This is a genomic window from Streptomyces sp. NPDC059787 (assembly GCF_042732315.1).
Lineage (GTDB): Bacteria > Actinomycetota > Actinomycetes > Streptomycetales > Streptomycetaceae > Streptomyces > Streptomyces atrovirens.
Genome location: NZ_JBHWHX010000017.1, coordinates 1 through 23,593, shown reverse-complemented (window position 1 = coordinate 23,593; position 23,593 = coordinate 1). Strand labels below are relative to the sequence as shown.

General features: G+C 71.0%; 24 protein-coding genes. 10 read left to right on the top strand and 14 right to left on the bottom strand.

The annotated features are described in order from the left end of the window. Positions 1–96: 96 nt before the first annotated feature. Positions 97–234, top strand: coding sequence for a hypothetical protein (locus tag ACFV5H_RS18170; protein ID WP_344559347.1), 138 nt, complete (start codon positions 97–99; stop codon positions 232–234). A gap of 63 nt (positions 235–297) precedes the next feature. On the opposite strand, the gene ACFV5H_RS18165 is transcribed toward ACFV5H_RS18170, so the two are convergent. The 7 genes from ACFV5H_RS18165 to clpS form a co-directional block, all read right to left on the bottom strand. Further along, the gene (locus ACFV5H_RS18165) at positions 298–1,248 is read right to left on the bottom strand and encodes a PLP-dependent cysteine synthase family protein (protein WP_385053073.1); all 951 of its coding nucleotides are present in this window, start codon (positions 1,246–1,248) and stop codon (positions 298–300) included. A 6-nt stretch (positions 1,249–1,254) separates the two neighbouring features. Then, complete coding sequence (locus tag ACFV5H_RS18160) at positions 1,255–1,533, bottom strand: MoaD/ThiS family protein (protein WP_073931626.1); 279 nt, start codon at positions 1,531–1,533, stop codon at positions 1,255–1,257. 102 nt (positions 1,534–1,635) lie between these two features. Then, the gene (locus tag ACFV5H_RS18155) at positions 1,636–1,731 is read right to left on the bottom strand and encodes a putative leader peptide (protein ID WP_324617155.1); all 96 of its coding nucleotides are present in this window, start codon (positions 1,729–1,731) and stop codon (positions 1,636–1,638) included. Between the two features lie 134 nt (positions 1,732–1,865). Further along, positions 1,866–2,288: a Mov34/MPN/PAD-1 family protein gene (locus tag ACFV5H_RS18150; protein WP_385195752.1), complete on the bottom strand. Its 423-nt coding sequence runs from the start codon at positions 2,286–2,288 to the stop codon at positions 1,866–1,868. Positions 2,289–2,422: 134 nt separating this feature from the next. Beyond that, a complete protein-coding gene (locus ACFV5H_RS18145; protein ID WP_385195750.1) occupies positions 2,423–3,847 on the bottom strand; it encodes an amino acid permease in 1,425 nt (474 codons plus the stop codon). A 388-nt stretch (positions 3,848–4,235) separates the two neighbouring features. Continuing rightward, complete coding sequence (locus tag ACFV5H_RS18140; RefSeq protein WP_385053065.1) at positions 4,236–4,838, bottom strand: DUF2017 domain-containing protein; 603 nt, start codon at positions 4,836–4,838, stop codon at positions 4,236–4,238. A gap of 56 nt (positions 4,839–4,894) precedes the next feature. After that, the gene (clpS, locus tag ACFV5H_RS18135) at positions 4,895–5,203 is read right to left on the bottom strand and encodes an ATP-dependent Clp protease adapter ClpS (protein ID WP_163090021.1); all 309 of its coding nucleotides are present in this window, start codon (positions 5,201–5,203) and stop codon (positions 4,895–4,897) included. A 106-nt stretch (positions 5,204–5,309) separates the two neighbouring features. Here clpS and ACFV5H_RS18130 point away from each other — a divergent pair, with 106 nt between their 5' ends. Together ACFV5H_RS18130 and ACFV5H_RS18125 are read left to right on the top strand one after the other, a co-directional pair. Next, positions 5,310–6,656 (top strand): nicotinate phosphoribosyltransferase, encoded by a 1,347-nt coding sequence (locus ACFV5H_RS18130; protein WP_385053061.1) that lies wholly within the window; start codon positions 5,310–5,312, stop codon positions 6,654–6,656. A gap of 172 nt (positions 6,657–6,828) precedes the next feature. Further along, positions 6,829–7,422: a nicotinamidase gene (locus ACFV5H_RS18125; protein ID WP_385053058.1), complete on the top strand. Its 594-nt coding sequence runs from the start codon at positions 6,829–6,831 to the stop codon at positions 7,420–7,422. A 196-nt stretch (positions 7,423–7,618) separates the two neighbouring features. On the opposite strand, the gene ACFV5H_RS18120 is transcribed toward ACFV5H_RS18125, so the two are convergent. Both ACFV5H_RS18120 and ACFV5H_RS18115 read right to left on the bottom strand, forming a co-directional pair. Further along, positions 7,619–7,948, bottom strand: coding sequence for a hypothetical protein (locus tag ACFV5H_RS18120; RefSeq protein ID WP_385195748.1), 330 nt, complete (start codon positions 7,946–7,948; stop codon positions 7,619–7,621). 122 nt (positions 7,949–8,070) lie between these two features. Then, positions 8,071–10,428 carry an immune inhibitor A domain-containing protein gene (locus ACFV5H_RS18115; RefSeq protein ID WP_385053051.1) on the bottom strand — a complete coding sequence of 786 codons (2,358 nt, stop codon included), beginning with the start codon at positions 10,426–10,428 and terminating at the stop codon, positions 8,071–8,073. Positions 10,429–10,817: 389 nt separating this feature from the next. On the opposite strand from ACFV5H_RS18115, the gene ACFV5H_RS18110 reads away from it, so the two are divergent. Continuing rightward, entirely contained in the window at positions 10,818–11,135 is a 318-nt protein-coding gene (locus ACFV5H_RS18110) for a hypothetical protein (protein WP_385053048.1), read from the top strand. Positions 11,136–11,138: 3 nt separating this feature from the next. Here ACFV5H_RS18110 and ACFV5H_RS18105 read toward each other — a convergent pair whose 3' ends face one another. The 3 genes from ACFV5H_RS18105 to ACFV5H_RS18095 all read right to left on the bottom strand — a co-directional run bounded on the left by ACFV5H_RS18105 (position 11,139) and on the right by ACFV5H_RS18095 (position 14,851). Next, positions 11,139–11,825, bottom strand: coding sequence for an RDD family protein (locus ACFV5H_RS18105; protein ID WP_385053046.1), 687 nt, complete (start codon positions 11,823–11,825; stop codon positions 11,139–11,141). A 94-nt stretch (positions 11,826–11,919) separates the two neighbouring features. After that, positions 11,920–13,320: an RDD family protein gene (locus ACFV5H_RS18100; protein ID WP_385195745.1), complete on the bottom strand. Its 1,401-nt coding sequence runs from the start codon at positions 13,318–13,320 to the stop codon at positions 11,920–11,922. Between the two features lie 115 nt (positions 13,321–13,435). Continuing rightward, positions 13,436–14,851, bottom strand: a complete 1,416-nt coding sequence (locus ACFV5H_RS18095; protein WP_385053041.1) for an FAD-binding oxidoreductase — start codon at positions 14,849–14,851, stop codon at positions 13,436–13,438. Between the two features lie 103 nt (positions 14,852–14,954). On the opposite strand from ACFV5H_RS18095, the gene ACFV5H_RS18090 reads away from it, so the two are divergent. Next, on the top strand, positions 14,955–16,367 hold the full coding sequence (locus ACFV5H_RS18090) for a tetratricopeptide repeat protein (protein WP_385195743.1): 1,413 nt from the start codon (positions 14,955–14,957) through the stop codon (positions 16,365–16,367). 426 nt (positions 16,368–16,793) lie between these two features. On the opposite strand, the gene hppD is transcribed toward ACFV5H_RS18090, so the two are convergent. Beyond that, a complete protein-coding gene (hppD, locus tag ACFV5H_RS18085; RefSeq protein WP_385053037.1) occupies positions 16,794–17,942 on the bottom strand; it encodes a 4-hydroxyphenylpyruvate dioxygenase in 1,149 nt (382 codons plus the stop codon). 122 nt (positions 17,943–18,064) lie between these two features. On the opposite strand from hppD, the gene ACFV5H_RS18080 reads away from it, so the two are divergent. The 5 genes from ACFV5H_RS18080 to ACFV5H_RS18060 are packed head-to-tail and all read left to right on the top strand — an operon-like array spanning position 18,065 to position 22,311. Continuing rightward, positions 18,065–18,535 (top strand): Lrp/AsnC family transcriptional regulator, encoded by a 471-nt coding sequence (locus tag ACFV5H_RS18080; RefSeq protein WP_085571795.1) that lies wholly within the window; start codon positions 18,065–18,067, stop codon positions 18,533–18,535. Positions 18,536–18,565: 30 nt separating this feature from the next. Then, positions 18,566–19,213 (top strand): ABC transporter permease, encoded by a 648-nt coding sequence (locus tag ACFV5H_RS18075; protein ID WP_385053035.1) that lies wholly within the window; start codon positions 18,566–18,568, stop codon positions 19,211–19,213. Then, the gene (locus ACFV5H_RS18070) at positions 19,206–20,465 is read left to right on the top strand and encodes an ABC transporter ATP-binding protein (RefSeq protein WP_385053032.1); all 1,260 of its coding nucleotides are present in this window, start codon (positions 19,206–19,208) and stop codon (positions 20,463–20,465) included. Before ACFV5H_RS18075 ends, ACFV5H_RS18070 begins: the two co-directional genes overlap by 8 nt. Next, on the top strand, positions 20,462–21,346 hold the full coding sequence (locus ACFV5H_RS18065) for an ABC transporter permease (RefSeq protein WP_385053029.1): 885 nt from the start codon (positions 20,462–20,464) through the stop codon (positions 21,344–21,346). Before ACFV5H_RS18070 ends, ACFV5H_RS18065 begins: the two co-directional genes overlap by 4 nt. Then, positions 21,343–22,311 (top strand): glycine betaine ABC transporter substrate-binding protein, encoded by a 969-nt coding sequence (locus ACFV5H_RS18060; RefSeq protein ID WP_385053027.1) that lies wholly within the window; start codon positions 21,343–21,345, stop codon positions 22,309–22,311. The genes ACFV5H_RS18065 and ACFV5H_RS18060 overlap by 4 nt, the downstream gene beginning before the upstream one ends. On the opposite strand, the gene ACFV5H_RS18055 is transcribed toward ACFV5H_RS18060, so the two are convergent. Then, positions 22,308–23,099, bottom strand: coding sequence for a S16 family serine protease (locus ACFV5H_RS18055; protein ID WP_385195740.1), 792 nt, complete (start codon positions 23,097–23,099; stop codon positions 22,308–22,310). The two genes, ACFV5H_RS18060 and ACFV5H_RS18055, sit on opposite strands and share 4 nt — an antisense overlap. Positions 23,100–23,593 lie beyond the last annotated feature (494 nt).

Genomic DNA, 23,593 nt, shown 5'->3' with positions numbered 1-23,593 from the left:
GCGAACTCACCTGTGCTGTCACCGGTTCGGCTGGATGCGGCGCACGGCGGGCCGGGAGGGGCGCGGGGTGGGGGCTCGCGCCGGTACGGTCGGGGCATGCACACGGCCTGGTGGCTCGCGCTCGCCGCGGTGGTACTGCTCGCGCTCGTCTCCGCGCTCGTCGACGGGTGGGGGCGGGGGCACCGGTCCCGAAGGCGGCGCGGACCCGGGAGAGGTGACGGCGAGCGGGAGTGATCCCCTCGGGGGCATGCGAAAGGGGCCGGAGACGGGCTCCGGCCCCTTGTCGTGGCTGTGGGGCTATGCCCAGAGCTGGCCCTGGAGGGTGTCGATGGCCTCTTCGGTCGTCGTGGCGGTGTAGACGCCGGTCGACAGGTACTTCCAGCCGCCGTCGGCGACGACGAAGACGACGTCGGCGGACTCGCCGGCCTTGAGTGCCTTGTTGGCGACGCCGATCGCCGCGTGCAGGGCGGCGCCGGTGGAGACGCCGGCGAAGATGCCCTCCTGCTGGAGGAGTTCGCGGGTGCGGGTGACGGCGTCGGCGGAGCCGACGGAGAAGCGGGTGGTCAGCACGGAGGCGTCGTACAGCTCGGGGACGAAGCCCTCGTCGAGGTTGCGCAGGCCGTAGACGAGGTCGTCGTAGCGCGGTTCGGCGGCGACGATCTTCACGTCGGGCTTGTTCTCGCGCAGGTAGCGGCCGACGCCCATGAGGGTGCCGGTGGTGCCGAGGCCGGCCACGAAGTGGGTGATGGAGGGCAGGTCGGCGAGGATCTCGGGGCCGGTGGTCGCGTAGTGGGCGCCGGCGTTGTCCGGGTTGCCGTACTGGTAGAGCATCACCCAGTCGGGGTGTTCGGCGGAGAGTTCCTTGGCGACGCGCACGGCGGTGTTGGAGCCGCCGGCGGCCGGGGAGGAGATGATCTCCGCGCCCCACATGCCGAGCAGGTCACGGCGTTCCTGCGAGGTGTTCTCGGGCATCACGCAGACCATGCGGTAGCCCTTGAGCTTGGCGGCCATGGCCAGGGAGATGCCGGTGTTGCCGCTGGTCGGCTCGAGGATGGTGCAGCCGGGGGTGAGGCGGCCGTCCTTCTCCGCCTGTTCGATCATGAACAGGGCGGGGCGGTCCTTGACCGAGCCGGTGGGGTTGCGGTCCTCCAGCTTCGCCCAGATCCGGACGTCGGCGGACGGCGAGAGCCGCGGCAGGCGCACCAGGGGGGTGTTGCCCACCGCGGCCAGCGGGGAGTCGTAACGCATCGCCGATCAGGCCATACCGCCGGCCACGGCCGGCAGGATCGTGACGTTGTCGCCGTCGGACAGCTTGGTGTTGATGCCGTCCAGGAAGCGGACGTCCTCGTCGTTGAGGTAGACGTTGACGAAGCGGCGCAGCTGCTCGCCGTCCACGATGCGGGCGTGGATGCCGGTGTGCCGGGTCTCGAGGTCGGTGAAGAGCTCGGCGAGGGTGTCCCCGGTGCCCTCCACCGCCTTCTGACCGTCGGTGTACTGGCGGAGGATGGTGGGGATGCGGACCTCGATGGCCATGGCTGAGGGCTCCTGTCGGAAGTGTCTGTCGTGGGTTCGTCAGGGCACGCGGGGGCGCGCGGCAGTTCGCCGCGGCTCACGGCCCACGGCGGCAGCGGAAGATCAACAGATGGCGCTGTTCAGCCTGCACAGGTCGACGTGCAGCCGCGCCACGAGCAGTGTGCCCGGCGCTTTTTCGCTCACGTCGTGGAGAACCATGCGGTCATCGTATCGATTCCCGGGCCGGTCCCCAGAGTGTGATCTCATGCTTCGGACACCTTTCTTCCGGGATACGAGATCGGGTCGGTGTTCGCCGGTTCAGGGGCCGTGTCGGCCCATTCGGCGGGCCCGTTTCAGTAGGCCTCCACGACCTTGACCTCCTCCTCCGTGACCTCGCCTTCCAGAATGCGGAAGGAGCGGAACTGGAACTCGCCGGCGTCGTCGGTGTCGGCGGTGGAGACCAGGACGTAGTGGGCGCCGGGCTCGTTGGCGTAGGAGATGTCGGTGCGGGAGGGGTAGGCCTCGGTCGCGGTGTGGGAGTGGTAGATGACCACCGGCTCCTCGTCGTTGTCGTCCATCTCCCGGTACAGCTTCAGCAGGTCCTGGGAGTCGAACTCGTAGAAGGTGGGCGAGCGGGCCGCGTTCAGCATGGGGATGAAGCGCTCGGGGCGGCCGGCGCCCACCGGGCCCGCCACCACGCCGCACGCCTCGTCGGGGTGGTCCGCGCGGGCGTGGGCGACGATCCGGTCGTACAGGGCCTGGGTGATGGTCAGCATGGGGCTCAGGATAAGCAGACGGGCCGTTCCGTACCGAGGGGTGGTACGGAACGGCCCGTATGCCGGACGCCTTGAGCGGAGGGGCGCAGGGGGTGCCACGAGTACTCCCTGCGTCCCGGCGTCCCGGGTGGAGGTCAGCCCACCTTTTCGAACCGGCTGTCGTCGCGCCGGGTGACCTGCGGGTTGCGGCTCTTGAGGACCGCCCAGCCGATGCCGAGGGCGACGGCCCAGCCGGCCATCACGTACAGGCAGATCCTGGAGTCGGCGTCGTAGGCGATGAGGCCGGTGACGAAGAGCAGGAACGCGATGGCGATGTAGGAGCAGACCGAGCCGCCGGGCGCCGGGAAGGAGGAGGCGGGCAGGCTGCCCGCGACGACCTTGCGGCGGTAGAGGACGTGACTGATCAGGATCATCAGCCAGGTCCAGATGCCGGCCGCGGTGGCGACGGAGGTGACGTAGCCGAAGGCCTTCTCCGGGACGGTGTAGTTCAGGACGACGCCGATGCCCATGAAGACCACGGAGGTGGCGATGCCCAGCGCCGGGGTCCTGGTGGAGGACAGCCGCTGGAAGACCCGCGGGGCCTCGCCGTTGTCGGCGAGGTTGCGCAGCATGCGGCCGGTGGAGTACATGCCGGAGTTGCAGGACGACAGGGCGGCGGTGAGCACGACGAAGTTGACGATGCCGGCGCCGGCCGGGATGCCGATGACCGCGAACGCCTTCACGAAGGGGCTGACCCCGTCGGAGAACTCGGTCCACTTGACCACGCACAGGATGACGGTGAGGGCGCCGACGTAGAAGAGGGCGATGCGCCAGGGCAGGGTGTTGATCGCCTTGGGCAGGGTCTTCTCGGGGTTCTCGGACTCGCCGGCGGTGACGCCGACGAGCTCGACGGCGAGGTAGGCGAACATGACGCCCTGGAGGGTCATCAGGGACGAGCCGATGCCCTTGGGGAAGAAGCCGTCGAAGGCCCAGAGGTTGGAGACGGCGGCGGTGTCACCGGCCTGGCTGAAGCCGAGGGTGAGCACGCCGAGACCGATCACGATCATGCCGATGATGGCGGTGACCTTGACCATGGAGAACCAGAACTCGATCTCGCCGAAGAGCTTCACCGAGATCAGGTTGGCGCCGAACAGGATGACCAGGAAGACCAGGGCCGACGTCCACTGCGGGATCGCCGGGAACCAGAAGTTGATGTAGATCGCGGCGGCGGTCAGCTCGGCCATGCCGGTGACCACCCACATCAGCCAGTACGTCCAGCCGGTGAAGTAGCCGAAGAACGGGCCGAGGAACTCGCGCGAGTACTCGGCGAACGAGCCCGAGACTGGGCGGTAGAGCAGGAGCTCGCCGAGGGCCCGCATGATGAAGAAGATGATGACGCCGGCGAGGGCGTACATGACGATCAGGCTGGGGCCGGCCTTGGCGATGTTCGCCCCGGCTCCCAGGAAGAGCCCGACGCCGATGGCGCCGCCGATCGCGATCATCTGGACCTGGCGGCTGTTGAGGCCGCGCTCGTACCCCTCCTCGGGTACGGACTCCGTGTCGACCTGCGGTGAGGCCATGTGTGGTGCGCCTTTCTCCATGCCGACCCGGGCCGCTGTCGGCCTCGGATCGGGTCTCGATCCCCCCGGACTGATGGAGCTGGGCGGGCTCTGGGAGTCCGCCCGTGCCTGGCCGGCGGTCGCCGGCTCGGTGGCGCACCCGGCGGAACATACGGGTGGTGTTCGCCGGGCGGTCGTGAAGATTTATCACGGCCGCCATACTGATCACACGGGCGGTCTGTGGCGCGCTTCACAGGAAGAAGCGGACAAAAGGCACCTGAAGAGCCCATAGATGGCGGGCTCTTTGACGCGATCGTTATCCGGATTTGAGTGTCCTCTGAGCGAACACGTCAGCGGACTTTTCCGGACATCCGGCACCGACTCACGGCATGGGGTCACACCGCGGGAGTCACGGCATGAGGGTGGTGACGAGGGTCTCCTGGAGTCCGCCGAGCCACAGGTACGCCATCACCATCGGCTTGCGCGGGTCCTCGTCGGGGAGGTGGAAGAGGAGGTCGCTGTCGTCCTCGTCGCTGATCTCCAGGCGGGAGCCGATCGCGAGGCGCAGGTCGTTGAGGGCGCCGAGCCACTGGCGGGACGCGTCCGGCGACAACTCCAGCACCGCGCCGCCCTCCCCGGCCGGGGTGAGTGCGTCCAGGGAGCGGATCACCGCGAGGGCGTTGTCGCGCTTGCCGGCCCGCAGGTCGTTCTCGGTGTAGCGGCGGAACTCGGCGGAGTGGGCCCGCTGTTCCTCGGCCTCCTTGGCCCCCGGGGTGCCCCCGGGGTCGCCGTAGGCGTCCGGGAAGAGGCGGCGCAGCACGGGGTCGGAGGGGGGTTCGCTCGGGCCCTCGGCGAAGAGTTCGGCGAGCGGGTCGGCGGAGGCGTCCTCGGCCGGGCCGGGGCCGATGAGCTCCATCAGCTGCACGGCCAGGGACCGGATGATGGAGATCTCGACGTCGTCGAGGGCGACGGCCGCGCCGCCGCCGGGGAGCGGTTCGAAGGTTCCTGGCATGGCGGCGATTCGCTGCTTCCGGTCCTGCGGGCGGGGGCGGGTCATGTCCGGATCGGTCACTTCCGGTCGTGCTGGAGGGTGGCCCACAGGCCGTAGCCGTGCATGGCCTGGACGTCGCGTTCCATCTCCTCACGGGTACCGCTGGAGACGACCGCCCGGCCCTTGTGGTGGACGTCGAGCATGAGCTTGGTGGCCTTGTCCTTGCTGTAGCCGAAGTACGACTGGAAGACGTACGTCACATAGCTCATGAGGTTGACCGGGTCGTTGTGGACGATGGTGACCCACGGGACGTCGGGCTCGGGTACGGCGAAGACCTCCTCCGCCGATTCGGTGCGTTCGATCTCCAGGGGTGCGGGTGACGTCACACAGCCATGCTGCCACCGCAGGGGGGTGGTCGCACAAACCGGCCCGCTGTTCCGGCCCCGCGAACTGAAATCGTCAAAGTGACGAAATGGGGGTAGCATCCCCGGTATGAACACAGCGGACCTTGGGCTGCCGGTGGATGTTCCGTCGACGGCACTCTTCACTGACCAGTACGAGCTGACGATGTTGCGGGCCGCGCTGAAAGGCGGCACGGCCGGACGGCGCAGCGTGTTCGAGGTCTTCACCCGGCGGCTGCCGGACGGCCGCCGCTACGGCGTGGTGGCCGGCACCGGGCGGGTGCTGGACGCGGTGGAGAACTTCCGCTTCGACCCGGGCGTCCTGCGGTTCCTGCGCGAGAAGGACATCGTCGACGAGGAGACCCTGGACTGGCTGTCCGGCTACCGCTTCTCCGGTGACATCTGGGGCTACCCCGAGGGCGAGGTGTACTTCCCGGGCTCGCCGATCATGCGGGTAGAGGGCAGCTTCGCGGAGTGCGTGCTCCTGGAGACGGTGATCCTGTCGATCCTCAACCACGACTCGGCGATCGCCGCCGCCGCCTCCCGGATGTCGTCCGCCGCCGGGGACCGGCCGCTGATCGAGATGGGCGCCCGGCGCACCCACGAGCTGTCGGCGGTGGCCGCCGCCCGGGCCGCGTACATCGGCGGCTTCGCCACCACCTCCGACCTGGCGGCCGGCTTCCGCTACAACATCCCCACCGTGGGCACCTCCGCCCACGCCTTCACCCTGCTCCACGACAGCGAGCGGGACGCCTTCCGGGCCCAGGTGGACTCCCTCGGCAGCGGCACCACGCTGCTGGTGGACACCTACGACGTGGCCGAGGCGGTCCGTACGGCCGTGGAGATCGCCGGGCCGGAACTGGGCGCCGTGCGGATCGACTCCGGTGACCTGCTGCTGGTGGCGCACCGGGTGCGGCAGCAGCTGGACGAGCTGGGCGCCACCGGTACGAAGATCGTCGTCACCTCGGACCTGGACGAGTACGCCATCGCCTCGCTGGCGGCGGCGCCCGTGGACGCGTACGGGGTGGGCACCCAGCTCGTGACCGGCTCCGGGCACCCGACGGCCTCCATGGTGTACAAGCTGGTCGCCCGCGCGGAGTCCGCCGACCCGAAGGCACCGCTGGTGCCGGTGGCGAAGAGGTCCACCGGCGGGAAGACCTCCGTCGGCGGCCGCAAGTGGGCCGCGCGGCGGCTGGACGAGTACGGCGTCGCCGAGGCCGAGGTGGTCGGCACCGGCCCGGTGCCCGACGAGCTGGCCGGGCGGCAGCTCCTGGTGCCGCTGGTCGAGGGCGGCGAGGTGATCGCGCGTGAACCGCTGGACGTGGTCCGCGACCGCCACGCGGCGGCCCGCGCGGGTCTGCCGCTGTCCGCGACCCAGCTCTCCCGGGGGGAACCCGTCCTTCCGACGGAGTACGCGCACGGGCCGTCGGGTAGTTGAAAGCGTGCCCCCCTTCGCGCGGGGCATGGCTCCCGTTGCGCGGGCGGGGGCTTCCGCCCGCCCTGCCGCGCCCCTGTCCGCGCCGTCCGCAATTCAATAGGCTCGGAGGTTCACCCGGCCGGGCCCGCCCTCACCCGACCCCACCCGATCCCACAGCCGAAGGACACCGACCATGCGCCGCGCACTGATCGTCGTTGACGTGCAGAACGACTTCTGCGAGGGGGGCAGCCTCGCCGTGGCCGGCGGGGCGGACGTGGCCGCCGCCATCACCGAGCTGATCGGTCAGGCCGCCTCGGCCGGCGGGTACCAGCACGTGGTGGCCACCCGCGATCACCACATCGCACCCGGCGGGCACTTCGCCGACAACCCCGACTTCGTACGGTCCTGGCCCGCGCACTGTGTCGCCGGGACGGAGGGGGTCGGGTTCCACCCGAACTTCGCCCCCGCGGTGACCTCGGGGGCGATCGACGCCGTGTTCGACAAGGGGGCGTACTCGGCCGCCTACAGCGGGTTCGAGGGGGCCGACGAGAACGGGGCGTCGTTGGCGGAGTGGTTGCGGGAGCGGGGGGTCGACGAGGTGGACGTGGTGGGGATCGCCACGGATCACTGTGTGCGGGCGACCGCGTTGGACGCGGCGCGGGAGGGGTTCCGTACGCAGGTGCTGCTCGATCTCACGGCCGGGGTGGCGTCGGAGACCACCGAGCGTGCGCTGGAGGAGCTGCGCTCGGCGGGGGTGGAGTTGTCGGGGAAGCCTGTCGTGCAGTGAGGGCTGTGGGGGTGGGCGGGGGGTGTTGCGCAGCCCGGCGCTTGCGGGGTGCCTCCCCCACTCTCGGCTCCGCTCGAGCGGGGGACCCCCATCGCCCTGGGGGCACCTCCCAGGCCCTTAAGGCACTGGGGGAGGCACGATTGCCCGCGGTTGGCCGGTGCGGCTGCCCGCAGCTGCGCGGTGTGACCGGCTGCGGTCATGCGGGGGTCGCCGGGCGTCTGAGCAGGGCTTTTATGGGGTGCCAGAGTTCCACCGTCAGGGCGGCGGTGTCGGGGGTCGTGCGCCATATGAGGCCGTCGGGGTGGTGCAGGACCGCGGTGATCTCGTCGGGGGTGGGTGGGGCGGCGTTGCCTCGTAGGTAGACGGAGCGCAGGCCCAGGTTGCGGAGCCTGGTCAGGGCTCGGGCGCGGTTCTGGGCGTGGACGAGGACGCGGACCCCGGCGGGTGCGTCGGCGACGGGGCTGGGCAGGTTCAGCGCCACCACCACCGTGCCGTTCGGCAGCTTGCAGAAACCTCCTGCGGCCATGCGGTCATACCCCCGTGTCCACTGGTGTCAATAAGAGAGCCACAGGAGGCACCTAAACACGGATCGGCGGTGACCCGCCAGGGGGTCACCGCCGATCATGCTCTGACCTGCGAAGATGCTATTTACCTACCCGCAGGGCCAACCTCGAGCTCGATGGTCGAGCCGTCCTTGGCCTCCTTGGTGATCTTGATCTTCGTGTTGGTGTCAGTGACCTTGACACCGCCGCCCGGGTTCTCCGGGTCGTAGTAGGTGTTCGTGCGGTCGTTGAAGACCGACACACCCTTCGACGACGGGATCCACTTCGCCACGTCCGCCTTGTGCAGCGTCATGCCCTCGGTGCGGAACTTGCTGAACGGCGCGTCGTAGGTCTGGACGCGGTTGCGCATCAGCGTGCCGTCGGACCACTTCAGCGCGGTCGGGTGCGAGTCGATCGGGAGGACCAGACCGGCGCCCGGGTGCTCGCTGGTGTTGTTGTCCGCCTGGGAGGTGTCCCACTTCCAGATCAGCAGGCCGTTCTGGTACGCGTAGTGCTCGACCCAGTCCGGGCGGGACGTGAAGCCGAAGTTGTACGGGCCGACCTCGAGGGTCTCGTCGTACGACACGTACTGGCGGTTCTCGGCGATGTAGTACTGCGCGTAGTCCTTGGTGAAGGACGCGCCCTGGCGGGTGAAGCCGTTCGCCGTCCAGGCGGCGTCCGCGCTCTCGACGTTGTCGGAGAAGACCGGCGTGCCGTCCGCCGTCACCGTGACCTGGTCGGCCGTGAAGCCCTTGAGGGCCACGCCGCCGTCGGACTGGTAGCGGAAGCGCAGGTCGACCTTCTGGCCGGCGTAGGCGTCGAGGGAGTACGCGAACTTCTTGTACCCGTCGAGCGTGCCGTGCAGGGCCGGCTTGTCGCTGCCGTCGCGCGGGATCGGCTGGCCGTCGACCGTGCCGTCGATGGCGGTCCAGTTCTCGCCGCCGTCGGTGGACACCTCGGTGTAGAGGTAGTCGTAGTTGGCCTCGATGTCGTACCAGCCGTCGAAGGTGAGGGCGGCGGACGACTTGCCGGTCAGGTCGACCGAACGGCTCAGCGTGTTCTTGAGGTTGTCACCGCTGCCGCTCCACCACTGGGTCTGCCCCTCGGCCGGCTGGATGATCTCGGTGGTGACGGCCTTCTTCGGCAGCTCGACGACCAGCGCCTGCTTGTGCTTGGTGTTGTACTCGGCGACACCCAGCTTGTGCCAGGAGTCGACGCCGGCCTTGGCCTTGTCGTAGTTCAGCCAGCCGAGCTGCAGCTTGTCCCAGGCGGTCATGTCGCCGGGCAGGTTGCCGATCTCCTTCTTCCCGGTGCCGAGCCAGGAACCGGAGGACATCAGCGTCCAGAAGCCGGTGGAGTTCTCGCCGCCCGCGGTGTCGTAGAGGTCCGGCAGACCGAGGTCGTGGCCGTACTCGTGGGCGAAGACGCCGAGTCCGCCGTTCTCCGGCTGGACGGTGTAGTCGCCGACCCAGACGCCGGTGGAGCCGATCTGCGCGCCGCCGAGCCGGTTCTGCTCGGGGCCGGTGGCGCCGGCGTCGGTGCCGAAGGCGTACCAGCGGTGGGCCCAGATCGCGTCGGTGCCCTGGGCGCCGCCGCCCGCGGACTCGTCCTCACCGGCGTGCACGATCTGGAAGTGGTCGATGTAGCCGTCGGGCTCGTTGAAGTCGCCGTCGCCGTCGAAGTCGTAGCGGTCCCACTCGTCGAAGCGGGCGACGTCCGCCTTGATCTGGGCGTCGGTGCGGCCGGCCGCCTTCTGCTGGGCGACCCAGGCGTTCAGACCGTCGCTGACGACGTTCCACACGCTCGGGCAGTTGGTGTCGCCGCAGGCGTTGTTGCCGTAACGCGCCTCGTTGTACGGGACCTTGACCCAGTCGGAGACCTCGCCCTCGACCGAGTAACGGCCGGAGGACTGCTTCTCGTAGTAGGTCTTGACCGAGTCGACGCCCTTGCCGGACCCGAAGTACAGGTCGTCGAAGTGCTGCTGGTCGTAGTCCTCCTGCCAGGCCGTGGAGTTGTCCACCTTGCGGTCCGGCTTGGCTATCTGGTTGTGCAGCGGGCCGGCGTCGCCGCCGTAGCGGCTGTCGACCTTGTCGCCGAACTCGACCAGGATCGTGAAGATCTTGTCGGTCTTCTCGCGGCCGAGCTCTACGTACTTGCTGTCGCCCTTCTTGCTCTTGAGCTGGACGACCTTCGAACCGTCGCGGTTCTTGACCGAGGTCTTACCGGATATGACCTGGTTGAGTGCCTCTTCCCGCTGGGCCTCCTGCGTCTTGGAGAGCGGCCCCTCGAGGTCGTGCTCGACGTGGTTGTGCTCCGCCGGGTCGTGCCGGTCCACGGCGCCGGGACGATCGGCCTTGTCAGCCGAGTCGGCCTGGGCCACGGTGAACGCAGAGCAGGTGGCGGTAACCGCCGCGAGGGCCACGCCCGTCGCGGCCGCTCTGAACGTCCAGGGTCTACTGATCACTTGAGATCCCCTCCCGCGTACGTACGCGCGGCCGAAGGAGGTTCCGTCTGTGGAAGGTCCCGCACGCACGTGATCAACGCGTGTAGTCAAGTGACGACATTTGACTAGAGGTTAGCCAGAAAAAACAGACCTTGACTTGAACAGTTCAACTGCACTATGCGGAGTCGTGGTCCGCTTACCGGACACACCGGCGCGAACCGGAGCGGGCGCGTACAACCGTCCACGTGATGGACACCATGAATCCGTGCGCCCCCTGTGCACCGGCCCTGTCGGTCAGGTCACGCTTACTGTCCGTTCCCCTCGGGCACGCTCGCGGTTAGAGTCGTTTGGCAAAACCGCCCTGAACCGGTGGAAAGCCAGGCGGACAGCCCCCGACTCCCGAGGACACGATGGCCATGCCCCGTCCGACTGTCGCTCAGCTCGCTTACGGTTCGTGCACCGTGATCTTCTCGACGTTCGCCATGCTGCTGTTGTCCGGGGCGAGTTCGGTCGTGGGCGTCGCGATCGTCGCCGTCTCGGCGCTCGCCCTCGGACTGCTGGTGGCCATGACGGTCCCGCTCCCCGGGCCCCGGCGGCCCGTCGCGGTGGTACGGCCCGCCGTGGTGGACCGGCCCGCGGCCCCGGAGCCGGGCCGGCCGGTGCAGCCGGTACGGGCCACCGTCGCCCCTCCGGCCCGCGAACCGGTGCGGGAGCGCGCGGCGTCCTGACCCTCATCCGGTGCTGACCACCACGGTCTTGGCCGCCTTGTCGTGCAGGCCCTGCTTGTAGGGCCGGTCGAAGAAGCTCCAGCCGCCCGCGATCGCGGTCCACAGGCAGGCGCAGCAGAACGCGAACGGCAGCCACAGCACGAGGGCACGGATCAGCGCGGTCTGCACGGAGGGGTTCGAGCCGTCGGCGAGGTCGGCCACCCGCATGCGCAGCCATTTCTTGCCCAGGGTCTGGCCGTTGCGGGCGGTCATGAAGGTGTCGTAGGCGACGTAGAGGGCCGCGGCGATGAGGGACTGCGCGAAGGAGTTGCCGACGTTGATGTCGTTGCCGTCGACGTCGTACTCACTGACCCCGAACGGCCAGGTGAGCAGCCAGACGACGATGCCGACGAGGATCATGTCGATGATGCGGGCGAGCGTGCGCCTGCCGCTGTCGGCGAGCGGGGGCATGCCGGCGAGGGGGTCGGTGGGGCCGGGGGTTCCCCCGTAGGGCCCGCCACCGCCGTAGGGGCCACCGCCACCGCCGTAGGGGTCACCCCCGCCGCCCCCGGTCGGCGGGGGCGGGCCGCCGGGGGTGTCGTACGGGGAGCCGGGTCCCGGGGTGTCGGGGCCGCCCGGCGGGGGGTGCTTCTTGAACGGGTCGTCGTCCGGCGGCTGCCGGCCTGAGCCGGGGGGCGGTTCGGTGGTCATGCCCCCGAGTCGACCGTGAACCCTCCGGCCCCGCATCCGGCGAGCGGCCGTCCGGAGTAGCGGCTTCAGCGGCGGCGGTACGGGTGACGAGGGCTCAGTCGGCGGCGACGAACGTGTGCGCGGCCTTGTCGTGCCAGCACTGGCGCCAGGGCTTGTCGAACAGGCACCACAGGACGCCGACGACCCCGACGACGAGCAGTCCGGGCACGCTGTAGACGAGCCAGCGGCGCAGGGCCGCGCCGAAGGACGGCGCCTCGTGCCCCTCGATGTCCCGCACCTCGATGCCCAGCAGCCTCTTGCCCGGCGTGCGGCCCCACTTGACGGTCGGCAGCACCTCCAGGAGGACACCGGCGAGGAGGAGGACGGCGAGGACGATGCCGAGGTGGACGGAGGTGGTGCCGTCGAGCAGCCAGACGGTGACGGTCTCGCCGGACAGCTTGGCCGCCTCGATCTTCGCGTCGATGTGGTCCATGGCCCGGATGCCGAGCGGCACGGCGGCCACGGCGGTGACGGCGCCGAGGACGACGGTGTCCAGCAGCCGGGCGGCCAGCCGCCTGCCGAGCGCGGCGGGGCGGGCCGCGGCCTGGCGCCGGGCGGCGGCCTGGAACACGTCCTCGACGGGCGGCTTCCAGGGTGCGACGGGCGGCTCCTCGCCACCGGCCAGCCGGTGCACCTGCTGCGCCCAGGAGGACTGTCCCCCGCCGGCACCGCTCGTCAGGGGCGCGCCCACGGCCTGCGGGGGTGCTGTCCGTGGAGGCGCGGTCTGCGGAGGTACGGCCGGGGCGGTGGTCTGCCGGGGTCCGGACGGCGCCGTTCCGGCAGCGGCGGCGGCCCGTGCGGCTGCCGCCTTCCCGGCCCCGAACCCGGGCCGCCCGGAGGCGGCGGAGCCCGTCTGCGGCCCCGTGGGGTCTTGTCCCGTGCGCGGGGTGACGGCACGGAAGGTCATCGTGCCCTCGTCCTCGCGTTCTCCGTCGGAGGCCCCGGCCTCCTGCCGCGGCTTCGGCGCCGACGCCGGTCTGCGGAACACGAAGGTGTTGCCCGCATCGGCCGCGGCCTGCTCGCCCGGGGTGTCCGCGCCCGCGGGCCCGGTCTCCGGCGCGGACGGAGCGGAAGGCGGGGCCGCGTGCGGCACCCTCGGGTCGGCGCCCCAGGACACCTTGCGGTCCTGGTCGCCGCCGAAGCCGGTCTGGTGGGAGCGGTCGGCGCCCCACGCCGAGGCGGGCTCGGGCCGGCTGCCGTGCTGGGACCCGGCCGGGGACGGCTCCCCGACGGGGTCCTCGTCGAAGAAGTGCGGTCCGGTCTCCTCGACGGAGGGCCGCGCAGGGCCCGCGCCGGGCGGCGGTGCCGGCAACTCGCCGTCCTTGGGCGCCGGACGGCTCGTGCCCGGTACCCAGGAGGCACCGTTCCAGTACCGGACGTATCCAGGAATGGACGGGTCCGGGTAATACCCTTCGCGGGGCCTGTCGTCGCCGGGGGCCGGGGTTGGGGCGCTCATGTCCGTCGTCCCGTATCTGCTCGATGGGTGGGTCGGGGGGAACCACATCTATCAGACGAGCGGGGACCTGACCGCCCGTCCGGCCGGACCCCACCCCTTTCGGGCATCTTCCCGTTCAGAGGAGCTTGCCCGGGTTGAGAATGCCCAGCGGGTCGAAGGCCTGCTTGACGGCCCGTTGCATCTCCAGTCCCACGGGGCCGATCTCGCGTGCCAGCCACTCCTTCTTCAGCACGCCGACCCCGTGTTCGCCGGTGATGGTGCCGCCGAGTTCCAGGCCGAGCGCCATGATCTCGTCGAAGGACTCGCGGGCCCGCCGCGACTCCTCCGGGTCCGTCGCGTCGAAGCAGACCGTCGGGTGGGTGTTGCCGTCGCCGGCGTGGGCGACGACGCCGATGGTGAGCCGGTGCTTCCCGGCGATCCGCTCGACGCCGTCGATGAGCTCGCCGAGCTTCGAACGGGGCACGCACACGTCGTCGATCATCGTCGTGCCCTTGACCGCTTCGAGGGCGACCAGGGACATCCGCCGCGCCTGGAGCAGCAGTTCGGACTCGGCGGCGTCCTCGGCCGGCACGACCTGGGTGGCGCCCGCGGCCTCGCACAGCGCGCCGACGGCGGCGAGGTCGGCCGCCGGGTCGGTGGTGTCGAAGGCGGCGAGCAGCAGGGCCTCGGTGGACTCCGGGAGGCCCATGCGGGCCGTGTCGTTGACGGCCTTGACGGTCGTACGGTCCATGAGTTCGAGGAGGGAGGGGACGTGGCCGCCGGCCATGATGCGGCACACGGCGTCGCAGGCGGCGGCGCCGGAGGAGAACTCGGCGGCCAGCACGAGCTGCTCGGGCGGCTTGGGCCGCAGGGCGAGGACCGCGCGGACGACGATGCCGAGGGAGCCCTCGGAGCCGACGAACAGGCGGGTCAGGTCGTACCCGGCGACGCCCTTGGCGGTGCGGCGGCCGGTGGACATCAGGCGGCCGTCGGCGAGGACGACGTCGAGACCGAGGACGTACTCGGCCGTCACCCCGTACTTCACGCAGCACAGTCCGCCCGACGCGGTGCCGATGTTGCCGCCGATGGTGCACGTCTCCCAGCTGGAGGGGTCCGGCGGGTAGGAGAGGCCGTGTTCGCCGACCGCGCGGGAGAGCGCGGCGTTGACGACACCGGGTTCGACGACGGCGATCCGGTCGACCGGGCTGATCTCCAGGATGCGGTCCATCTTCGTCAGGGAGAGCACGACGCAGCCGTCGGTGGCGTTGGCGGCGCCGGACAGGCCGGTGCGGGCGCCTTGCGGGACGACGGGGACGCGCAGCTCGGTGGCGGTGCGCATGACGTGCTGGACCTGCTCGACCGTGCGCGGCAGGACCACCACCGCGGGGCTGCCGGCCGGGCAGAAGCTCGCCATGTCGTTGGCGTAGGAGGCCGTGACGTCGGGGTCGGTGAGGACGGCCTCGGGGGGCAGGCCGCCGAGCAGCCGGTCGACGAGGGGGCCGGCCGCCACCGTGTCTTCATCGCGTCGCGCTTCGATACGGCTCATGATCACAGCGTCGCACCGGGGGCCATCGGTGTGAACCCCGCGGAGGCACGTGCGTCACATCGGGGTGTGATCATCGTACGTACGCGGGGTGTGACGCACAGTGTGCGCCATGACTGTGTGCGCCACGGACGACAAGCCACGTGCCCCCCGCCGGCGGGTGCGCCGACGGGCGCTGATCGCCTCGGTCGCCGGGTGCGCGGTGCTCGGCGGGGTGCTGGTGCTGCTGCCCCGGAAGCAGCAGGCGCCGCCCGCGCCGGATCCGGGGGCACGGGCGCTGGCGGCGGTCACCAGCGGGGTGCCGGCCGCGCTGCCCGACCTGGAGGCGCTGGTCGGGGAGCGCGAGCGGCGGGTGCGGAAGCGTCCCGGGGACGCGGAGGCCTGGGCGGTGCTCGGGGCGGCCCGGGTGGAGCAGGGGCTGCGGCTGGCGGACCCGGCGTACTGGCCGCGGGCCGAGAAGGCGCTGCGCACCTCGCTGAAGGTGCGGGCGGAGGGGAACGCCCCGGCGCTGCGGGGGCTGGCCGCGCTGGCGAACGCGCGGCGGGACTTCGCGGGGGCGCGGAAGTGGGGCGAGGCGGCGCGGAAGCTGGAGCCGAAGCGGTGGACGACGTACCCGCTGCTGATCGAGGCGTCCGCCGGGCTCGGTGACGACGAGGAGACGGGGAAGCTGCTGGAGAGGCTGAAGGAGCTGCGCTCCGGCCCTGCCGTGATGGCGCGGGCGGCGGCCGTGTACCGGGACCGGGGCTGGCGGGAGGACGCGGCGGCCAAGCTGGCGGACGCGGCGTCGGCCGCCGGGGAGCCGGCCGAGCGGGCGGCGTACCTGGAGCGGGCCGGGCAGCTCGCCTGGGAGCGCGGCGACCGTCAGGACGCGCTGCGGCACTTCCAGGAGGCGGTACGGACCGACCCCGACCAGTGGGCGGCACGGGCGGGGCAGGGCAGGACGCTGGCGGCACTGGGACGGACGACGGAGGCGCTGAGCGCGTACCGGGTGGCGCTGGCGAAGCAGCCCCGGCCGGAGTACGCGCTGGAGCTGGGTGAGCTGTACGAGTCGCTGGGGCTGAAACAGGCGGCGGGGGTGCAGTACGGGGTGGTGCGGGAGCGGGCCCGGGTGGCCGCGGCGCACGGGGGTGACGAGTCGTTGGTGCTGGGGCGGTTCGAGGCGGATCACGGGGATGCGGCCGGTGCCGTGCGGCGGCTTCGGGAGGTGTGGGAGCGGCGGCCGTCGACGGAGGTGGCGGACGCGTTGGGGTGGGCGCTGCACCGGGCGGGGGAGCACGAGGAGGCGTTGCCCTTCGCCGTACGGGCGACCGAGGGGACGGAGGGTGGGGGTGTGCGGAGTGCGTTGTACGTGTTCCACCGGGGGATGATCGAGCGGTCGCTGGAGCGGTACGGGTCCGCTCGGCGGCACTTGAAGGAAGCGCTTCAGATCAACCCGTGGTTCTCACCGCTGCGGGTGCGTCAGGCCAGGGGTGCCCTGGCCCGCCTGGGCGAACCTTCCGTCCAGGCGGGTCCTGAATCCGACTGAGCGTTCCGCGGTCAGCCGTGCGGCTGCCCCGCCCTCTCACGGGCAGCCGTGCGGCTGAGGTGCCGCCCCTCCCGCGGGCAGTCGTGCGGGCTGCAACACCCCGCCCCTCCCGCGGGCAGTCGTGCCGCAGGGCGGCACGGGTGGGCGCGACGGCACCCCGTCAGCGCCGGGCTGCGCGACGCCCCCGTCCCGCGCCGACACCGCTGACCGGTGCAGGCCGGGGGCGATTCACTCACCGGCGCTTGCCGGGTGCCGCTGCGCCCACCCTCCCCCACTCTCGGCTTCGCTCGAGCGGGGGGACCCCCATCGCCCCAGCGGCACGACTGCCCGCAGCGGCGGCACGTCAGGCGGCACGGGTGCCCGCAGCGGCGGCACGTCAGGCGGCACGGGTGCCCGGAGCTACGCGGCACTGGCGACCGCGTTGCGTCACAGGTTGCCGCGCTTCTCCTGCTCTCGTTCGATGGCCTCGAAGAGGGCCTTGAAGTTGCCCTTGCCGAAGCCCATGGAGCCGTGGCGTTCGATGAGTTCGAAGAAGACCGTCGGACGGTCCTGGACCGGCTTGGTGAAGATCTGGAGCAGGTAGCCGTCCTCGTCCCGGTCGACGAGGATCTTCAGCTCGCGCAGCGTCTCCACCGGCACCCGCGTCTCGCCCGCCCACTCGCCGAGGGTGTCGTAGTACGAGTCGGGAGTGTCCAGGAACCGGACGCCGGACGCGCGCATCTGGCGCACCGTCTGCACGATGTCGTTGGTGTTCAGCGCGATGTGCTGGACGCCGGCACCGCCGTAGAACTCCAGGTACTCGTCGATCTGGGACTTCTTCTTGGCGATGGCGGGCTCGTTGATCGGGAACTTGACCTTGAGCGTGCCGTCGGCGACCACCTTCGACATCAGCGCGCTGTACTCGGTGGCGATGTCGTCGCCCACGAACTCCTTCATGTTCGTGAAGCCCATGACCTTGTTGTAGAACTCCACCCACTCGTTCATCCGGCCGAGCTCGACGTTGCCGACGCAGTGGTCGACGGCCTGGAAGGAGCGCCGGGCCGGCGGCTCGACGATCGGGTCGGCGGCGACGTACCCGGGCAGGTAGGGGCCGTCGTAGCCGCTCCGCTCGACCAGCGTGTGGCGGGTCCTGCCGTACGTGGCGATCGCGGCGAGGACGACGGTGCCGTGCTCGTCCTTCAGCTCGTACGGCTCGGCGACCGAGCGGGCGCCGTGCTCGACGGCGTACGCGTACGCGGCGCGGGCGTCCGGGACCTCGATGGCGAGGTCGACGACACCGTCGCCGTGCGCGGCCACGTGGTCGGCGAGGAAGGCGCCCCACTCGGTGGACTGCTTGATCACCGAGGTGAACACGAAGCGGGCCGAGCCGCTCTCCAGGACGTAGGCGGCGGTCTCGCGGCTGCCGTTCTCCGGTCCGGAGTAGGCGACCAGCTTCATGCCGAAGGCGGTGGAGTAGTAGTGCGCCGCCTGCTTGGCGTTGCCCACGGCGAAGACGACCGCGTCCATTCCCTTGACCGGGAAGGGATCGGCCTGCCGGGCGGTCACGTCGGGAGTGTGGTGTGTGGTCTGCGTCATAGGGGCAGCGTGGGCCAGCTCCGCAAGGTGCGCAATAGTTTGCCTTTTCACTGGGCAATGTGTTCAGCCGTACGCGCCCACCCAAGGGCTTTCTGTACAGGATGACCACCGGGGAGGACCGTATGGCGATCGATCATCTGGACGGGCGGATCATCCTGCTGCTGGCGCGGGAGCCGCGCATCGGGGTGCTGGAGATGTCCCGGCGGCTGGGGGTGGCGCGCGGGACCGTGCAGGCCCGCCTGGACCGGCTTCAGTCGAACGGAGTCATCCGCGGATTCGGCCCCGAGGTGGATCCGGCGGCCCTGGGCTACCCGGTCACGGCGTTCGCCACGCTGCAGATCCGGCAGGGCCAAGGAGCCGACGTACGGGCCCACTTGACGACCGTCCCGGAGGTGCTGGAGCTGCACACCACGACCGGCACCGGGGACATGATGTGCCGCCTCGTGGCGCGCTCCAACGCCGATCTCCAGCGGGTGATCGACCGCGTCGTCGGTTTTGATGGCATCGTCCGGGCCTCCACGGCGATCGTCATGGAGAACCCCGTTCCGCTGCGGATCATCCCGCTGGTGGAGCAGGCCGCGCTCGGCGAGTGAACCGACCTGGCCGAGCTGGGGTGAGCAGAGGTGAACTTCTGGGAGTACGTGGGGAGCCGGCATCAGCAGCTGCTCATCGACACCTACCAGCACGCCAGTGTCGTCTTCCAGTGCATGGTGGTGGCGACCCTGCTCGGTGTGCTGATCGGGGTGACCACCTACCGCAGCGAGTGGGCGGGCAACCTGGCCACGACCACCACCGCCACCCTGCTGACCGTCCCGGCGCTGGCCATGATCGGTCTGCTGATCCCGCTGGTGGGGCTCGGGGTGCCGCCGACGGTGATCGCGCTGACGCTGTACGGGCTGCTGCCGATCGTGCGGAACGCGATCGTGGGGCTGCGCGGGGTCGACCCGTCGCTGGTGGACGCGGCCAAGGGCATCGGCATGTCGCGCGCGGCGCGGCTGGCCCGGGTGGAGCTGCCGCTGGCCTGGCCGCCGATCCTGACCGGGATCCGGGTCTCCACGCAGATGCTGATGGGCATCGCCGCCATCGCCGCGTACGCCTCCGGGCCCGGCCTCGGCAACCTGATCTTCCGCGGGATCGCCTCGCTGGGCAGCAAGAACGCGCTGAACCAGGTGCTCGCGGGCACCCTGGGGATCATCGTCCTCGCCCTGCTGTTCGACGCCGCGTACGTGCTGATCGGACGGCTGACCATCTCCAGGGGGATCCGTGCCTGACGCTGAGACGTCCGAGACGGAGTCCGGGTCGGTCGGGGCGACCATCGAGCTGGAGAGTCTGACCAAGCGCTACCCGGGCGGTGCGCTGCCGGCCGTCGACAACGTCAGCATGGACATCAGGGAGGGCGAGACCGTGATCCTCGTCGGCCCGTCCGGCTGCGGGAAGTCCACCCTCCTGAAGATGATCAACCGGCTGATCGAGCCGACGGGCGGCCGGATCCGCATCGGCGGCGAGGACGTCACCGACATGGACCCGGTGCGGCTGCGCCGCAAGATCGGGTACGCGATCCAGGCGAGCGGGCTGTTCCCGCACATGACGGTGGCGCAGAACATCGCGCTGGTGCCGAGGATGCTGCGCTGGCCCACGCCCCGGGTGCGGGCGCGGGTGGAGGAGATGCTGGACCTGGTCGGTCTGGACCCCGGCGAGTTCCACGGCCGTTATCCGCGCCAGCTGTCCGGCGGTCAGCAGCAGCGGGTGGGCGTGGCGCGGGCGCTGGCGGCGGACCCGCCGGTGCTGCTGATGGACGAGCCGTTCGGCGCGGTCGACCCGATCACCCGGGACCACCTCCAGGACGAGCTGATCCGGCTCCAGCGGGAGCTGCACAAGACGATCGTCTTCGTCACCCACGACTTCGACGAGGCGATCAAGATCGGCGACCGGATCGCGGTGCTGCGCGAACGCTCCCACATCGCCCAGTTCGACACCCCGGAGGCGATCCTCACCAACCCCGCCGACGACTTCGTGTCGGGGTTCGTCGGCGCCGGGGCCGCGCTGAAGCGGCTCAACCTCACCCGGGTGCGGGACGTGGAGATCACCGACTATCCGACGGTGACCGTCGACGACCCGCTCCAGCACGTCTTCGACCGGCTCCGCTCCAGCGGCTTCAACGAGATCCTGCTGCTCGACAAGCGGGGCCGCCCCTACAAGTGGCTCCGGCGCGGCGACATGACGCTCGCCAAGGGGTCGCTGGCCCGCGCGGGCACGCTGGTGCACGACACGGTGACCCGGGACGCGACGCTGCGGGACGCGCTGGAGGCGGTGCTCACCGACAACACGGGGCGGGTCGCGGTCACCGGGCGGCGTGGGGCGTACGAGGGTGTCGTGGATGTGGAGACGCTGATGAACTCCGTGCACGAACTGCTGGAGGCGGACCGCCTCGAGGCGATGGACGCCCAGCACGAGCTCGAGGAGCAGCGGTCCGCGCGGACGCACGCCGACCAGGAGGGCTTCGGCGGGGAGGCGAAGGCGTGAGAGCCCCCGCTTCCGGCTCTTCCGGCTCTTCCGGGTGGCGGCCCGAGGGCGAGCACGACGTACGGGGGCACGCGTTCCGGGACGAGGACGGCGGGCCGTCCGACGAGGCGGAGTCCCCTCCCCCGCCCCCGGCCGTGAAGCCGCCCCGGGTGACCTGGCGGAAGCTGACGTTCCTGCCGGTGGTGCTGATCGCCGTGCTGCTCGCGACCTGGCTGTGGTTCGAGCAGGCCGACCTCGACGCGCTCACCCGGAACGCCCTGTCGAACGGGCAGGTGACCAAGGCGCTGTGGCAGCACATCCAGCTCACCGTGATCTCGACGTTCTTCGTGCTGATCATCGCGATCCCGCTGGGCATCCTGCTGACCCGCCGCATGTTCCGCAGAGCCACCCCGGTGGCGATGGCGCTGGCCAACATGGGCCAGGCGACCCCGGCGATCGGTCTGCTGGCGCTGCTGGTGATCTGGCTGGGCATCGGCCGCAGGGCGGCCCTGATCGGCATCATCGCCTACGCCGTGCTGCCGGTGCTGTCCAACACCATCGCCGGGCTGAAGGCCAACGACCCGACGCTGCTGGAGGCGGCGCGCGGCATCGGCATGTCCCCGCTGGGCGTGCTCACCCGGGTGGAGCTGCCGCTGGCCGTCCCGCTCATCCTGGCGGGTGTGCGGACGGCGCTCGTGCTGAACGTCGGCACGGCGACGCTGGCCACCTTCGGCGGCGGAGGAGGACTCGGCGTACTGATCACCACCGGGATCACCAGCCAGCGGATGCCGGTGCTGGTGGTGGGCTCGGTCCTCACCGTCGTCCTCGCGCTGCTGGTGGACTGGCTGGCCTCCCTGGCGGAGCTGCTGCTGCGGCCGCGGGGTCTGGAGGCGGGCCCATGAGCCGACGTCTCCGTCTGTTCCTGGCCGGGGCGCTGCTGGCGGCGGCCTCGGGCTGCGGGCTGACCAGCGGCTCCCCCATGGTCGACGACGTGGAACCGGGCTCGATCGGCAAGGGCGAGCCGCTGGAGGGCGCGAAACTCACCGTCACGTCGAAGGAGTTCACCGAGCAGCTCATCCTCGGCGCGATCATGGGCATCGCCTTCCAGGCGGCCGGCGCGGAGGTCGTCGACCGGACCGGCATCCAGGGCTCGGTCGGCTCGCGGGAGGCGGTCGTCAACGGCGAGGCGGACGCCGGGTTCGAGTACACGGGCACGGCGTGGATCACGTACCAGGGCAACAGCAGGCCGATCCCCGATCCGCGCGAGCAGTGGGAGGCGGTGCGGGACGCGGACGTGAGGAACGGGGTGACCTGGCTGGCGCCGTCGGAGCTGAACAACACCTACGCCCTCGCCATGAACCAGGCCAACTACGAGAAGTACCGTACGCGGACCCTGTCCGAGGTGGCGGAGCTGGCGAAGTCCGATCCGGGTGCGGTGACGCTGTGCGTGGAGGGCGAGTTCGCCAACCGCGCGGACGGGCTGCCGGGCATGGAGAAGACGTACGGCATGGACATCCCGGCGCGCAACGTCACGCAGATGGACACCGGGATCATCTACACCCAGACGGCCAAGGGAGCCTGCACGTACGGCGAGGTCTTCACCACCGACGGGCGGATCAAGTCCATGAACCTGGTGGTGATGGAGGACGACAAGAAGTTCTTCCCCAACTACAACGCGGCGCCGACGGTCAACTCCGACACGTTCGAGAAGTGGCCGGCCATCGCCGACGTCCTCGCCCCGGTGACGGCGAAGCTGGACAACACCGTGGCGCAGGACCTCAACGCGAAGGTGGACGTCGACGGGGAGGACCCGCACCAGGTGGCGCTGGACTGGATGGTGGAGGAGGGGTTCGTCAAGGAGGGCTAGCAGGCGGGGACCTTGCCGGTGCCCTTCTCCAGGGCGGTCAGGGCGTCGACGGCGCTCTTGAGGGTGGTGACCGGGATCAGGCGCAGGCCCTCGGGGAGTTCCGCCTGCGCGTCGGAACACTCGTCCTTCGGGACCAGGAAGACGGTGGCGCCGTCCCGCTCGGCCGCCTGCGTCTTCAGGGGTACGCCGCCGACCGCGCCGACGGTGCCGTCCGCGTCGATCGTGCCCGTACCGGCGATGACCCGGCCGCCGGTGAGGTCGCCGCCGCTGCCGTCACCGTTCAGCTTGTCGACGATGCCGAGGGAGAAGAGCAGTCCTGCGCTGGGGCCGCCGACGTCGGCGAGCTCCAGGGAGACCTCGATGTCCTCGTCCTCACGGTTCAGGTATCCCAGGGCGGCGCGGGTGGCCTCGTCCTGGGACTCCTTCATCTGCTCGCGGTTGTACTGCTCGATCTCCTTGACGCTGTCGCCGCTGGGGTAGACGGAGTCGCGGGGCATGACCGCCCGGTCGGTGCTGAACCAGCTGTCGATGACGTCCGGGAGGTCGACGCGGGTGTCCGGGGAGGTCGCCTCGATGGTGGTCATCCGCAGCTGCCCGCTGGTCTCCCGTACGGGGGCGCCGGTGATCGTGATGACCTGGGTGCCCTTGTTCTCGCCGAGCACGTTCGCGGTCATGCCGGGCTGCGCGACGGAGAAGGGGAGCGGGGCGAACGCGGCTGTGGCCAGCAGCGCGACGACGGGGGCGGCCAGGGCGGCGAGGGCTTGGGGACGCGTGAGGCGGGAGAGCACGAAGTCAATCTAACGTGCCGCGGCTGCGGGCAATCGTGCCGCCCGGGACCGGCACAGCTGCGGGCAGCCGCCCCGCCCCACATGCCGCCGCTGCGGGCAGTCGTGCCGCTGGGGCGATGGGGGTCCCCCCGCTCGAGCGAAGCCGAGAGTGGGGGAGGGTGGGCGCAGCGGCACCTGGCAAGCGCCGGTGAGTGGATCGCCCCCGGCCTGCACCGGTCAGCGGTGTCGGCGCGGGACGGGGGAGTCGCGCAGCCCGGCGCTGACGGGGTGCCGTCGCGCCCACCCGTGCCGCCCTGCGGCACGCCTGCCCGCGGTGGGCGAAGACGCGGGCACGCGGCGCGCGGCGCGGAGGGCGAAGACGCGGGCACGCGGCGCGCGGCGCGGAGGGCGGAGGCACGGGCGCGCGGCGCGCGGCGCGAAGGGCGGAGGCACGGGCACGCGGCGCGCGGCGCGAAGGGCGAAGGCGCGGGCACGCGGCGCGCGGCGCGGAGAGC